The following is a 13,409-nucleotide window of genomic DNA, read 5'->3' on the forward strand; positions in this document are numbered from 1 at the left end:
TACGTGGGCTATAGGGTCCAGGGCGGGCAGTGACGCACTATGCCATTCCGCCAACGGAGTGGGGGTCGCCTCGTAGCCAGCCGCCGTCGCCTGCTGGCACAGCTTTTCAGCTATTTCCCCTATGTGGGCTTGTTGTGCTCTGTCCATGTTCACACAATGTACTGGACGATCCCGTCGCGCCTGGTGGCCGGACCATGCCGTCTCGCTTCACTCGCATAGGAGTGATCATCTCGACCTGATTCTTCGGCGTGCTCTGACCCGCGACGCCCCATAAACTCCGTGGGGCTAATATGACCGGCGGTTTCAAATGCGCTGAGGCCGTCGTGCTGGGTTTCATCGCCGTCGAGCGGGCACGTCGGAAGAGGTCCACGGGCCGGTGCCCCACCAGGTCCGGATGGGTGCGGCTCCGCTGCCCTTGGCGAGGGATCCGTCCGGACGACGGTCAGGCAGGCCGAGGAGCTGCCGTTCGATCGGGGTGAGCGCGGGGTCTTTCCGGAGGTCGGTGGTGAGGTCGTCGACGGGGTGAAGCCATCGGTATCCGTACTGGAGCATGAGGGCGATGCGGGGGCTGCCGGAGAGGTTGATGCCTCCGGTGTGCCAGGTCCTGTTCTCGAAGAGGACCGCGTCGGTGCCGGTGAGGTCGGGCGTGACGGCGTCGGGCGGGTCGATGGCGTCGACGGGGACGACGGGTTCTTCGGTGAGGCGGTGGCTGCCGGGGAGGAACATGGTCAGCCCGCAGTCGGGGGTAATGGGGGTGAGGTAGTGGGCGGCCTTGATGGCCATCCGGGGGGTGTGGGGGAAGCCGAGGTCGGCGGTGACGCCGTACATGTCGCGGTGCCAGCCGTGGCGTTCGGGGATGCGGATGGTGCGGGGCGGGCCGCTGGGCAGGGCGATGAGGTGGGCGGATAGCAGGTGGATGTTCGGGCTGAGTAGCTGGACAACGGTGGGCAGGACGGCCGGGTTGGCGAGGAGCGGGAGGAAGGTGCGGTCGAGGTTGAGGCATCCGCGGAAGCCGTCCTTGCCGTCGCCGCCTTGGTCGCGGCCCTGGGTGATGTCGCTGGCCAGCAGCTTCTCGGCGGCGATCAGGAGTCGGTCGCGCAGGTCCGGAGTGATCGCGTTGTGGATGACCGCGTACCCGTCGCGTTCGAAGGCGTCGACGGTACCGGCGTCAGGGGCGACGGGCGGGAACGGGATGCTCATGCCGGTATCTCCTTCGGGGTGACGGTGAGGGTGGTGGCGAGCTGCCACAGACCAGCGGCGTCGAGGCCGCTGAATCGGCGGAGGTGTTCCTGGGAGACGGGGCGGCCGGGGTCGCGGTAGCCGAGGACGGTGAGCCGGGTTCCGGGGTGGCGGCGGCCGAGGAGGGCGTGGATGTCGGCGGGGTGTCCGCTGGTGGCCAGGATGATCGGCGCCCGGGTGCCGAAGTGGCGGGCGAACGCGTCCGGGGCGAGGGCGAGGGGGCGGGTGCCGTCCTCGGCGAGGGCTGTGAGGTCGTGGACGTGGATGTACCGCAGGCGCAGGTCGGGGCGTTCGGCGCGCAGCCGCCGGGCGAGGGCGGTCAGGGCCTCGGCGGGCAAGTCTCCGGCGGAGGCGAGGATCAGATCGGGCTTGCCGGGACCGGGGTGGGTCAGGTGGGGCCAGATCGCGATGCCGTGCCGGAGCTCCTCGTCGACGGTGTCGAGGGGGTGGTGGAGGTGGGTGTGCTTGCCGGCGACGACGATCGTGCACCGGTCGAGCTTGCGCAGGGCGAAGGTGAGGGCGGCGGCGGTGCGCGCGGGGTCGGCGGGGGTGAGGACGTGGAGCGTGGGGTCGCCGCCGGCCAGAAGCGCCGTGGTGAGGCTGGGGTTTTGGTGGGTGAGGGTGTTGTGCCAGCCCAGGCTGGTCAGGAGGTAGACCAGGCTGGGCAGCGGGGCGAGCCCGGTGTGCCGGCGTACGGAACGGTGCTTGAGCTGCTGCTGGATGAGACTGAGCGTGATGGGCGCGAACGCCTCGTAGGTGGCGACGAGGGCGGTTCTGCCGGTCTCCGTGTAGCCCTGGGCCCAGGCGTGGCACACCTCCTCGCTGAGCACTTCCACTGCCCACGGCGCCGGGAGTCCGTGTTCGTCGGTGAGGTCGAGGCGGTTGGAGGCCAGCTCGTCGGGGCTGAACACGCGGAACGGTCCCTGTCCGGCACGGGTCCGCAGGACTTCGGGGACCACCTGTGCGAACGGGCGCCCTGCGGCGTGGGCGGCGACCTGGGCGGAGGCGGTGACGCAGCCGCGCGGCGCCGGGAGGCCGCCGGGCTCGGGCAGGGCCTGCGGGAGCGCGGGCAGCAGGTGCGGCCGGGGCCGGCCGCCGGGGGTGAGGAGCTGGGCGGGCTGGTAGGAGGCCAGCCAGTCGGCGAGCGCGTCGAACTCGGCGCCCGCGGGGTCGCGCAGCGGCGTCTTGTGGACCGCCGGGGTGCCGGCGAGGCGGGCGGGGGCGCCGTGGCCCTTGTCCAGGGTGAGCACCAGGACGCTGGAGGTGCCCGGGATGCCCAGGGGCTGGGCGGCTCCGAGGGCTTCGGCCAGCGCCTGGCGGAGCTGGTCGGTGTCGAGGCCGTCGGTGTAGACGGGTCGGTGGCCGAGGCCGGTGAAGTAGGCGGTGAGTTCGGCGCGGCTCAGGGTGGACAGCACGCTCGGTCCGCCCATGCGTAGTCCGTTGAGCAGGACGATGGGCAGGACGGTGCCGTGGTCGCCCGTACCGTGCAGCGCGCGGGTGGCGAGCCAGGAGGCGGCGGTCATTCCGGTCTCGCACTCCCCGTCGCCGATCAGGACCACCGACAGCCGGTGGGGCGCGTCGAGGACGGTGCCCTGTCCGATCGCGAGGGCGGGCCCGAGCTGGCCTCCGGTGTGCAGGTGGCCGGGGATCATCGGGGTGATCTCCCCGCCGATGTCGGCCCGGGGGAAACCCGAGACGAGTTCGCGCAGTCCGACCTCGCCCTGGCATAAGCCCGGGTGGGCGTGGCCGAGTCGGCCGGTGAGATAGGCGTGGGCGAGGGCGGAGGGCCCGGCGTGCCCGGCACCGTGCAGGACGTGCAGTTCGTAGCCGTCGGGGACGGCCGCCTGGAGCGGGCCCAGAGCGGCGAGCATCCGGTTGACGGGCGGACACACCCCCCAGTGCCCGGTCGGCCGGGGCTTGATGTCGGCCGGGGTCAGGGGCCGGGCCAGGAGCGGGTTGTCGCGCAGGTAGAGCTGGGCGAGACAGAGGTAGTCGAGCGCGTCGGCGACGGCGGACACCGACGCGTCGGGCACCAGGCGGTTCGTGCGGCGGGCGAGGTCAGCCCACATGCGGTCCTCCCGGCTCGGTGAGGGCGGCTTCGACGGCGCGGGCGTGGACGGTGCCTTCCCGCTCCAGGCGGGCCGGGGCGCCCGCGGGGCAGTCGACGATGGTCATGTGCCGGCCGTGCGGGCAGATCCCGCCGTCGACGACCGCGGCGATCCCGCTCTGCGTGGCCTGTTCGAAGGCGGCGACCTGGGCGGCGGTGAGCGCAGGGTGGTCCCGCTCGCCGGCGGCGGGGGTGGAGATGCTGCACACGGCGGCGGCGAGAGGTTCGCCGGCCAGGGCGACGAGGCGGCCCAGGATCCCGTCGGGGCATCCGACGAGCGCCGGGGAGCCGACCGCCGCGACGGCCTGCGCGTCCGGCTTCCACGGAAGGCGCAGCGCGAGGTCCCCCGGCCACAGGGCGCCGGCCAGGAGGCGGGCGTCGACGCTCAGGTCGAACAGGGCCCCGGCCGTGGCCGGGGCGTCGAGCAGGAGCAGCAGCGGCTTGTCGGTGGGGCGTTGCTTGGCGCGGAAGACCGCGTCCGTGGCGCCGGGGTCGGCGGCGCGGGCACACAGCATGTACCAGCGCGGGGTGGGCACGGCGACCACCTGCCCGGCGGCCAGGAGCCGTGCGGCGGCGGGGAGCTGCTCGGGTGTGAGGACATCCACGGTGCTCCGCCCTCTCACGCGGTGCCGAGGCGGGCGAGGTCGGCGAGCGCCGGGTACTCCAGCCACAGGTCCGACAGGGCGGCCAGGGCGAGTTCGGGGTGCTGGGCGTGCTGGATACGGAAGTACGCCATCACCCTCGGGGTGCTGCTGGTGTTGATGCCGACCCGGTGCGGGACGAGGTGGTGCATCACGATCACGTCACCGGGTTCGGCGGTGAAGGCGGTGCCGTCCTGGGCGTCGATGTCGTCGGGGGTCTGGGCCGGCTGCCCCAGGGTCCAGTCCGTGGCGAAGTAGCGGGCCATCCGGTGGTGCCCGCCGGGCACGTAGTGCAGAGCGCCGGCGTCCGCGGTGGCGCTGCCTTCCAGGACGACGCCGATGATGAAGCTGAACGTGCGCAGGTCGGACGGTTGAAGGTGGGGGCAGGAGACGCCGTCGACGTGCATCCGCTTCACCGGCTGCTCGGCGCCGTGCGGAAGCCGGATCTGGATCTGCGCCCGGGTGACCGGGGCGATCCACGAGGGCCGCAGCAGGTCCTCGGCCAGCTCCTCCAGGCCACTGCGGCGGTAGAGGGCGAGGAGAGCGGGGTGCTCTTCCAGCTCGGGGGCGAAGCTGCGTTCGGTGTAGGCGGTGATCCGCGCGGGGTCGTACGTCTCGGTCAGCCAGCCGCCGACGAGGTCACGGGCCCGGGACAGAGCGTCGCCGTGGACCAGGCCACGGCGTATGAGGACGCCGTCGTCGACGAACCGGTGCTGTTCGTCGGCGCTCCATATCTCGGGTCGAGGCATGGTGGATCTCCTTCCGGAAGGGTGGGACAGAGGGCCGGGGCGGGAAGAGGGACCGCCCCGGCGAAGAAGGGGGGAGCGGGTCAGCCGCGGCGGCCGAGGACGACCTGGAAGGAGGCGTGCTCAGTCAGACCGCCGGCGGCGGCGTGCTCGTCGAGCAGAGCCCGGGCACGGCGCTCGAAGTCCTCGACCCGCTCGCCGAACAGCGGCCGGGCGGCGAAGGAGGTCGAATACAGGTAGCCGATCACCATGTCGGTGGTCCACTCCCGTTCGACGGCGATCGTGTGCTCCTTGACCTGGACGAAGGCGGACTCGGCGAGGATCTCGCTGTACGGCCGGTTGTGCGCCGCGTACGTCTTGCCCGCCCCGGCACGCCGCTCCTCGCCCAGGTACTCCTGGATCAGAGCCCGCAGGGCGTCGGTCCACGCGGTGCGTGCGGTCCACAGGCTGCCGTCGCCCATGACCGCGACGGTCGCGTCCGGCGCGGTCATGCCCTCCAGCCGCGACAGCACCACGTCCTGGTCCATCCAGTGGAAGGCGCGGCAGACCGTGACGAGGTCGGCGCGGTAGGAGGCGGGCGGGGTGAACTTCTCGGCCGGGGAGTTGTGCAGCCGGACGGTGACCGGCAGCCCGGCGAGCGCCTTGTCGGCCTCGGCGAGCATCCCCGCGTCCTGCTCGACGACGTCGATCTCCGTCATCGTCTCGGCTAGGGCGAGGGGGACCTGCCCGGTACCGGATCCGAGGTCGAGCAGGGCCCGGTGCTCCTTGCCGGCCACCCGCTGCGTGAGCAGCTCGACGGCCTCCCTCGGGATGCCGGGCCGGTAGGCGGCGTAGAACGGTGCGGTGGTGTCGAACTGGCTCACAGTGTGGCGCTCCTGGTGGACGGGGTTGACGAGGGAAGGGTCTGCTGGATGTGCCGGACCGCGCAGGCGAGGTCCGGCACGACCGTGACCCGGCCGGGGTGCTCGGCCAGCACCCGGAGGGCTTCGGCCGACGGCGGGCGCGGGGTGATCCACAGGGCCTGGGCTCCGGCGGCGAGGGCACCGCGCACGTCGTAGTCGAGACTGTCGCCGACGTGCAGCACCTCCACGGGATCCCGGTCGTGCAGCCGGGCAACAGTCTCCACGGCGCGCGGGTCCGGTTTGGCGAACCCGATACGCCATGAAGGGTGATGGGCCCGCAGATGGGGGGAGAGAAGAGCCGCGACGTCGGTCTCCCGCTCATCCCAGTGGCTCACGTTCGACAGGGTGACCACCGGCACGACCCGGGCGATCCGCGCCACCGCCTCCACCGCGCCGGGCCACAGGGCGAAGGCGGGCGGACGGTGGTCGTGGGGGAAGGCGGACGACGCAATACCCAGGGCGGCGCACACCGACTGCGGCCCCGTCGTATCGGCACTCGGGTCCAGGGCGTGCAGGATCCGCTGGGCGGCCCGCTTCGCCTCCCGGGCCGGGCGCGGGGACAGCTCCACCAGGCGCTGCGTCAGCGTCATCCCGGACGGCTCACCCAGGGTGTACCCGACATCGAGGCTCACCAGCCGCACCGGCGCCGCGCTCACGAGCGGCCTCCCAGAGCCGTGATGATCATGCCGATCCGCTCGGCGCGCACGGTTGCGGACCCGGCCTCGCCGAGGAAGGTCAGCAGGTGCCGGGCCTCGGCCGGCGACCAGCCAGCGGTGTCGACGCTGGCTTCGGCAGCCGCCTGGGCGAGGTCGTCGGGGATCGCTGGCGGGCGGGCGCCGTGCGGAATCAGCAGCGTGCCGCTCCACTCCTCGCCAGCTCGCTCCTGCGGCAGGACCGGGGCAAGGGGCGACAGGACGGTGACGTCATCGAACGTGAGGATCCGGACCGCGACTTCGGGCAGGTGCACCGGCTGTTCGAGGCGCAGGGTCGTGGACAGGAAGGTGTCGTGTCCGCTCAGCCGCTCGTCCACGACGAGCAGCGTCTCCCCCTCGTGCTGCCGCAGGTGGCCGTGGACGGCTAACTCCCCTGTGTGTCTGGGCATTACCGGCGCACCTCCATCCCGAGGCCGGGCCGGTCGGGGAGAACGACGTGCCCGCCGTCGGGCCGGAGCGTGCCGCGCAGCGCCCGCTGCCGCCTCGGCTCCCACACCACCTGGTGCTCCACCGCCCCGGTCGCGTCGGGGAAGGCGGCGGCCAGGTGCACGGCGGGCAGGAATGCCCGGCCATGCAGGTGGACCGGCACCCTCGCGTCCTGGGCGGCGCCCAGCCAGCCTTGCGCCTCGGTGATGCCGCCGCACCACACCGCGTCGAACGTGAACGCGGTCGGGCGGCAGTTCTCCAGCAGCGCCCTCGCGTCCTCCTCATGCGACAGCCGCTCGCCGAATGCGACCCGAAGTTCCCTTGTATGACTTAACAGTTGCGTGTAGGCGGTCTGGTCGGTCCGCGCGAGCGGGTCTTCCACCCAGCGCACTGTCTCCGGGCCGAGGAGCGGTGCGACCTCCACGGTCCGCAGGTGGCCCCAGGTGCCCAGGGCGTCCACCGCCACGCTCTGCCCCGCCCACTTTGCCGCCCGTTCGGCCAGCAGCGCGATCTCGCCTGCTTCGGCGTCGCGCAGGGCCCACTTGGTGAAGGCGAACCCCTCGTCGGCGGTCGCCCTGACCAAGTCGGCGGCCGACGCCACGTTCAAGTCCAGGGAGAGCCAGGAGGCGTAGACGGGGACGCGCCGCGCGGGCCGGTCGCTGAGCAGGGCCGCGACCGGGAGGTCGGCGAGGCGGCCGTGCAGGTCCCACACCGCGCAGTCCAGCGCCCCCACCGCCCACCGGCCCAGCCCCGCCTCGTGCGGACCGAGTTCGGCCAGGAGCCTGTCCAGCAGGCCCCGGTGGTCGCTCACGGGGTGGCGCAGCGCGCTGTGCCCGAGCCGGGTGGCGATGAGCGCGGCGGGCAGCTCGTCGACCGGAGCGAACGCCCCGGTCACCCCGCTGGCCTCGACCACCACCGCGAACCGGCTGTCGCCCTTCTCCCACGGGCCGGCCACGCTCTCGTCGAGGCACTCGACCCGCACCCGCTCGATGACCGCGTCAGCGGGGCCCACCGACGAGGTCCTCTCCCGCATAGGTGAAGTACCACAGCGGCCGGTAGCACTCCCAGCCCACCGGCCGCAGCCCGGTCGGCGCCATCGCCCGCTCGATGGCCGTACGCGCCCGCAGGTAGTAATCCAGGCTCTCCGCGCCCGGCGTCCGCATTACCTGCATCACCGGCGTGTGCGCCTGGAAGACCTGGAAGTTCGGGAACTCGCTGACCTCGCCCGCCAGCGTGTTCACCCCGTGCGCGAGGTCCTCCAGCGGGTCGATCCCGGCTATGTACGTGTACGAGGTGTCCAGCCCCGCCGCCCGTGCCCGCGCCAGCAGGTCCGGCATCTGCCCCGGGAGGAGGCTGGCCTTGGTCTCCTTCATCAGGGCCTCCCGCCGGGTGAAGTGCTCGACGGTCAGCCGGAGGACGAACGGCGACACCTGCGAGGCGATCGTCGCGAACACCTCGTCGCTGCGCAGCACGGAGGTGAGGAAGCCGATCCGGGCCGTGACGCCAGCCCGTTCGAGGGCAGGCCGCAGGGCGGTCAGGTGGTCGACGGCGGCCCCCTCCCGCTCGAAACAGCCGGTGGAGACGGTGACCTCGGTAAGTTCGGCCAGGTTGCGGCGGGGATGCTGCTCGCCGAGGGCGCGCAGCAGGGCGTCGAGCCCCTGCTCCTCCTGCATCTTCGGGTCGGCGGCGGCTTCCAGCGTGTTGGGGCACCAGCCGCACCCAACGCACCGGCTGCGCGCGTTCGGGTTGAGGGTCGCGGCCCGGCCGCCGTCGCGGAAATACCCTCCGACCGCCTCGTCGGCGTCGATGCGCTCGACGTGCGCGACCACCTCGCCGTTCAGCCACAGCTCGTCGCCCCGGAGCAGGAACGGGCTGGCTGGCCGGTTCAGCGGGACGATGACCTGCCAGGTGGTCTCGGGGCGGCGAGCGAGTCGGAGGTTGACCCTGGCCCGATTGCGGTCGTGATCGGAGGTGATTCCGTGCAGGTTGACGGCGATCAGCAGCACGTCCTCGATGGGGACTCCGTGGCGCAGGGCGATCTGCCCCAGATCGTGCAGTCGGTGAGCACCGACAGCGTTGGCCGAAGGTATGGACCGGCGCATGGACAGTTGCGGCATGAGCAAACTCCAGCTTGGTGTTGAGGTCAGGTGTGCGTGATCAGGTAGGCGGGGCCCTCGCCGAGCCGGGCTCGTTCGATCGCGTCGAGGCGGGTGAAGGCCCGCGGTGCCATCAGGTCCTGCCAGGTGGCGAGATCGTGGACGGCCCACATGTCGTGCTCGGCCGGGTCGAGACGGATCCGACCGAGCTGGTCGGTGGTCAGGCGCCCTCCGTCGAAGATGAGCCCCACCTTGTTCAGTGGCAGGCTGGGCCCGGCGTGCAGGAAGTGCGTCAGGAGGAGCGTCGGCGTACCCAGACCGAGTTCGAGGCACGTCTCCTCGACCGCCTCACGCCGGGCGGTCTGCAGGGGGTCTTCGCCCGGGGTGTCGAGGTTGCCGCCCGGGAACTGCCACAGTCTCGATCCGTAAACCGAGCGGAGCTGGACCGGTCGGTCAGCCTCGTCGCGGATGTACAGGCAGCCGTACACCGTGTGGTGGGGCACGGTCTGCGCGTACGCCTCGGCCGTCATCGGCATGGGGCGGCCGGGCCGGGCGGGACGGTGGTCGAAGGCGAACGCGAGTACGCCGAGAGCCTCCTTGGCCGGCGGGTAGATGTCGCGGAGGCTTGCGAGCAGCTCGCCAGGTTGCTCGTCCGGGTCGATGAGCGCGCTGTCCTCCGAGCGCAGCAGGTCCTCGAAGGAGCGGTACGCGGTGATCCGCTGCACGACGACGTCGACTTCGCGCCCGGTGTCCCGGTCGTGGAAGACGACGGTGTCACCGATGCTGATGTCGCGCCTGTTCGGCGTGGCCACCCTCACTTCGATCGTCTTGCGACCGGATTCCACCTGCCGGTAGTACCGCGCGAGCAGGTGCATGTGGTGCTCGGGCGGCACCTCTCCGGCGGAGGGGCTCGGGACGGCGGGAATCGCCTGCTGGGTGTGGTCGGGCATGTATGCCTCCGTTCGATGCTTTCCGTCTGCCTGTTCGTGGTGGGGGGGCGACCGTTCACGGAGCAGTGGCCCGCTCCTGTGCCTTGGATCGGAACGGGGCGAGGAAGTGGACGGGTCCGCGAACGCGCTAGGGCAGTTCGATCGGCCCGTAGCGCGCGTACGGTTCCCGCCGCATCAGAGCGTCGTACCGGTCCGCCGCCGAAAAGTGCCAGAACTCGGTCCCGTAGTTCGTGAAGCCCGCACTCTCCATGGCGCTGAGCAGCAGAGTGCGGTGGTGGCGCGCCTGGTCGCTGAGGTTCGGGGCGTGCGTGAAGCAGGCCCCGTCACTCTCCTCGGGGGAGGCGTTGACGCGGGTTCCGAGGTCGAGTTCGTGCCCGTCCTGGTCGACGAGGGTCACGTCTACGGCTGCGCCCGCGGAGTGGGGCGCGATCTCGGGCGGCGACACGTACCGGCTGGCGGCCTGGTGCAGCTGTTCCGGTGTCCAGTCGGGTTGCGCGGCGGCCAGCTCGTCGCGGTACTCGGTGAAGTAGCGCCGCTGGAGGGCGAGCGGCCGGTAGCCCTCGATGAACAGCAGGTCGATGCCGGCGGGCAGGAGCGAGCGCGCGTGCTTCAACCGGGCGAGGATGCCTTGGCGGACGTGGGCGTACGCGCCCAGCGGATCCTGCTTGCGGGGATCGACGCGCAAGTCGTGTTCGCGGACGTCGACAAGCGGCTCTCCGCACTCGCGCACCGGGATCTCCGCTACCTGCGGATCGGACATCAGCACCAGGTTCATCGAGTCTCCCTGTGACGGCTTGCGCTGCGGTGGCCTGCCAGGGGCGGCAGCGGTCAGATCGGTGTCGCGCACGATCCGGGCGACGGTCTCGGGCAGAGCGCTGTCGGCCGGGATCACGGACTCCAGCCCGCCCGGCAGCAGATCCAGCTCCCGGTACCACGAGGTGAGGTGGGTATCGGTGACCTGTTCCAGGTACGCGGCATCCGCCTTCGAGGCGTGCCGGGCCAGCGTCGCCTCCAGAGGCACGTCGAGGTAGTAGCAGGCCGAGACGCCGCGGTGGTCCCGTACCAGGGACGAGACCATGTGGCTGTAGCGGTCGGCGTACAGGATCCCTTCGAGCACGACGTGGAAGCCGGCGTCCAGGGCGTGGCGGGCGATCCTGCCGAGCAGGGCGATGTTGGTGCCGCCCGTGGTGTCGTGCTCGCGCAGCACGTTTCGGCGGATCACGTCCTGCCCCACGATCGCGACGCCGCGGCCGTAGTGATCGCGCAGGCCCTGGGCCACGCTCGACTTGCCCGAGGCAGAGTTCCCGCGGATCACGACGAGGCGGGTATCCGGACGTCCGGCTGCTGAGGACGCGGGCACGCGACTGGGTGCGTTGGTCGGGGAGCTGGTCATGCGGGCCAGCCCGTCTCGCTGTACAGCTCGCCGTTTTGGATGCCTTCGATCGCCGTCCGGGTGTAGGGGACGAGGTCGTCGGGGAGGGCGGTGGGGTCCCAGAACTTCCACCGGGTGCACTTGTCCGGCTCGCACAGCTCCGGCTCGCCGCGCCAGGTGCGGGCGCGGAAGAACAGACCCATGCGGGGCCGGTCCCCGGCATAGTCGATGTGGTGGACGACGTGCACGAGTTCGACGTCCGGGCGCTCGATGCGCAGGCCGGCTTCCTCCCGGGCCTCCCTGATCAGGCAGTCGATGGCGTTTTCCTGCTCGCAGTGGCCGGCCAGGGCATGCCACGTGGACGGCGCGAAGGCGCTGCTGGGGTGGCGCAGTCCGAGCAGCACCGTCCCGTCGGGCCGCTCCAGGTAGAGGTGGACGCCGACGACGTTGAGAACTGTTCCGTGCGACGAGGGCCGGCGTTCCTCCTCGGAAGGGGATTGGCTCCTCATCGTCGAGAGGCTGGCGGCGTGGCGGTGTACGAGGTCGCTGGTGGTGTCCGCGATGCGCAGGCGGTGGAGGTCGTCCGGGGCGAACCAGGCGAGCATCACCCCCTCGGTCAGGTGGAGATCGCGCGGGTCGCCGTTCCAGCGGCCGGCGTAGATGGCGATGGGCACCGTCCTGCCAGCGTCGTCGGAGGCGTATTCGGTGCCGAACGGGGTCAGGTCGGGGAGGTCGAGGCCGGCTTCCTCGGCCAGTTCGCGGCGCACGGTGTGCTCCAGGGTGGCGTCCTGGGGTTCTCGGCCGCCGCCGAGCAGGGACCACATGCCCGGCTCCCAGATCTCGCCGGGGAAGTAGTCGCGCAGGTGGAGCAGGTACTCGCCGCGGTCGTTGCAGATCAGGGCGGAGGCGTTGGCCGTCTCTGGTTCGCGGACGGTGACGGGCGCGATCGGCCAGTCCACGGTGACGCTGGTGTGCTTCTTCGCGAAGACGTGCGGACGGTGGGCAAGGTCCGCCAGTGCGCCGTCGACCGCCGGTCGGACGGTGACGAGGGGACAGCGGGCGCCGCGGTGGATGCGATGCCAGGTCTTGACCTGCTCGGCGATTTCCTGCGCGGCAAGGCGTCCTTGGTCCCCGTAGCCCTGGATGACGAATTCGTACCGGCCCTTGCCGTCGTCCCCGTCGCCGATGCGTTCATGTGTCAGCCGGGCGAGGGAGGTTCCGCGGACGATCGCGGCGGCGGGCCAGTGAGGGGGCGGTGGGTTGAGGATCTGGTGGTCGCTGTCGGGGTCGGCTTCCAGGCGGCAGAAGCCGGGCAGGGCGCCGGCGAGGTAGAGCTGGAGGAGGTCGAAGGGCTCTTGGCCTCCGACGGTGATGCCGGTTCGGGTGACGGTCGGCTCGCGGGTGAGGGCGGGGGTGAGTTGGTCCACGGGCAGCGGGGTGCCGTCTTCCCAGGAGAGGTGGACTCCGGTGCCGGGGATGGTGCGGCGGTTGCGGTTCCAGGCGCCGTCGCCCTGCATGGCGACGAAGCCGCAGACGACGAGCGGCTCGTCGCTGTGCAGGAGCCCTGCCGCCTTGGTGAAGCCGATGGCCCAGTGGTAGCCGTGCAGGCGCAGCGGCGCGACGAGTCGGCCGCCTTCGGCCAGGGCGTCGATCCAGGGCAGGTCCCAGGTGTCGACGGTGACGATGATGGCGTCGAATCCGCCCTCGGGTACCACCTCGGCGGGCAGATGCTCTGCGTCCGTGGTGACTACGTTGACGGTGTCGTACCCGGTTTCGGCGAGGAAGCAGAGCGCCCTTTCGGTCACGGCGGGGTCGATGTCGAGGGTGGTGACGTGGCCGGTCGGACCGACGAGTTCGGCGATCAGGGCGGCGTTGTATCCGCCGGAGCCGATCTCCAGGACGCGGTGGCCGGGTTGGATGCGGGCGGATTCGAGCATTTCGGCTTGCAGCCAGGGTGCGGAGATGGAGCTGGTGACGGTGCCGTCGTCGCGGAGGCGGGTGGCGACGATGTCGTTGGCGTACGCCGCTTCCACTGCGGTTTCGGGGGCGAAGGTGTGTCGGGGCACGGTGCGGAAGGCGCGCTCGACGGCGGCGGAGCGGATGTGCTGAGCGGTTTGGAGCTGCTCGATGAGCTGGTGGCGCAGCTCGCTCGCGTCTCTGATGTCGGTGGTGGGTGGAGTCGTCACCGCATTCCTTCCGGGAGTGCTGAGGAGGTGG

Annotated in this window: 12 protein-coding genes; all 12 read right to left on the minus strand. The window is 71.6% G+C overall.

Features of this window, described 5'->3' with window-relative positions; genetic code table 11:
* Nucleotides 1-333 precede the first annotated feature (333 nt).
* The 12 genes from ACGFNN_RS21370 to fxlM all read right to left on the minus strand — a co-directional run bounded on the left by ACGFNN_RS21370 (nucleotide 334) and on the right by fxlM (nucleotide 13,378).
* Entirely contained in the window at nucleotides 334-1,200 is an 867-nt protein-coding gene (locus tag ACGFNN_RS21370; protein ID WP_393557937.1) for a phytanoyl-CoA dioxygenase family protein, read from the minus strand.
* Nucleotides 1,197-3,308: a phosphoketolase gene (locus ACGFNN_RS21375; protein ID WP_393557938.1), complete on the minus strand. Its 2,112-nt coding sequence runs from the start codon at nucleotides 3,306-3,308 to the stop codon at nucleotides 1,197-1,199. The genes ACGFNN_RS21370 and ACGFNN_RS21375 overlap by 4 nt, the downstream gene beginning before the upstream one ends.
* The gene (locus tag ACGFNN_RS21380) at nucleotides 3,298-3,951 is read right to left on the minus strand and encodes an L-threonylcarbamoyladenylate synthase (RefSeq protein WP_393557940.1); all 654 of its coding nucleotides are present in this window, start codon (nucleotides 3,949-3,951) and stop codon (nucleotides 3,298-3,300) included. The genes ACGFNN_RS21375 and ACGFNN_RS21380 overlap by 11 nt, the downstream gene beginning before the upstream one ends.
* 14 nt (nucleotides 3,952-3,965) lie before the next feature.
* A complete protein-coding gene (locus ACGFNN_RS21385) occupies nucleotides 3,966-4,736 on the minus strand; it encodes a phytanoyl-CoA dioxygenase family protein (RefSeq protein ID WP_393557941.1) in 771 nt (256 codons plus the stop codon).
* A gap of 80 nt (nucleotides 4,737-4,816) precedes the next feature.
* Entirely contained in the window at nucleotides 4,817-5,596 is a 780-nt protein-coding gene (locus tag ACGFNN_RS21390) for a class I SAM-dependent methyltransferase (RefSeq protein ID WP_393557943.1), read from the minus strand.
* Nucleotides 5,593-6,291 (minus strand): HAD family hydrolase, encoded by a 699-nt coding sequence (locus tag ACGFNN_RS21395; protein WP_393557945.1) that lies wholly within the window; start codon nucleotides 6,289-6,291, stop codon nucleotides 5,593-5,595. The genes ACGFNN_RS21390 and ACGFNN_RS21395 overlap by 4 nt, the downstream gene beginning before the upstream one ends.
* Nucleotides 6,288-6,665, minus strand: coding sequence for a hypothetical protein (locus ACGFNN_RS21400; RefSeq protein WP_393557947.1), 378 nt, complete (start codon nucleotides 6,663-6,665; stop codon nucleotides 6,288-6,290). Before ACGFNN_RS21400 ends, ACGFNN_RS21395 begins: the two co-directional genes overlap by 4 nt.
* 71 nt (nucleotides 6,666-6,736) lie before the next feature.
* A complete protein-coding gene (locus tag ACGFNN_RS21405) occupies nucleotides 6,737-7,786 on the minus strand; it encodes an enolase C-terminal domain-like protein (protein ID WP_393557949.1) in 1,050 nt (349 codons plus the stop codon).
* Nucleotides 7,773-8,891, minus strand: a complete 1,119-nt coding sequence (locus tag ACGFNN_RS21410) for a hypothetical protein (RefSeq protein ID WP_393557951.1) — start codon at nucleotides 8,889-8,891, stop codon at nucleotides 7,773-7,775. The genes ACGFNN_RS21405 and ACGFNN_RS21410 overlap by 14 nt, the downstream gene beginning before the upstream one ends.
* Nucleotides 8,892-8,917: 26 nt before the next feature.
* Entirely contained in the window at nucleotides 8,918-9,820 is a 903-nt protein-coding gene (locus tag ACGFNN_RS21415) for an NUDIX domain-containing protein (RefSeq protein ID WP_393557953.1), read from the minus strand.
* 127 nt (nucleotides 9,821-9,947) lie between these two features.
* On the minus strand, nucleotides 9,948-11,135 hold the full coding sequence (locus tag ACGFNN_RS21420) for a M15 family metallopeptidase (RefSeq protein ID WP_393557955.1): 1,188 nt from the start codon (nucleotides 11,133-11,135) through the stop codon (nucleotides 9,948-9,950).
* A gap of 74 nt (nucleotides 11,136-11,209) precedes the next feature.
* A complete protein-coding gene (gene fxlM / locus ACGFNN_RS21425; RefSeq protein WP_393557957.1) occupies nucleotides 11,210-13,378 on the minus strand; it encodes a methyltransferase, FxLD system in 2,169 nt (722 codons plus the stop codon).
* Between the last annotated feature and the right edge of the window lie 31 nt (nucleotides 13,379-13,409).

It is taken from the genome of Streptomyces sp. NPDC048590 (assembly GCF_043199535.1).
Taxonomy (GTDB): domain Bacteria; phylum Actinomycetota; class Actinomycetes; order Streptomycetales; family Streptomycetaceae; genus Streptomyces.

Excerpts from the sequence above, each read along its gene's own strand:
- ACGFNN_RS21415 (WP_393557953.1), bottom strand. The coding sequence starts at position 9,820 with ATGCCCGACCACACCCAGCAGGCGATTCCCGCCGTCCCGAGCCCCTCC.
- ACGFNN_RS21370 (WP_393557937.1), bottom strand. The coding sequence starts at position 1,200 with ATGAGCATCCCGTTCCCGCCCGTCGCCCCTGACGCCGGTACCGTCGAC.
- ACGFNN_RS21385 (WP_393557941.1), bottom strand. The coding sequence starts at position 4,736 with ATGCCTCGACCCGAGATATGGAGCGCCGACGAACAGCACCGGTTCGTC.
- ACGFNN_RS21375 (WP_393557938.1), bottom strand. The coding sequence starts at position 3,308 with ATGTGGGCTGACCTCGCCCGCCGCACGAACCGCCTGGTGCCCGACGCG.
- ACGFNN_RS21410 (WP_393557951.1), bottom strand. The coding sequence starts at position 8,891 with ATGCCGCAACTGTCCATGCGCCGGTCCATACCTTCGGCCAACGCTGTC.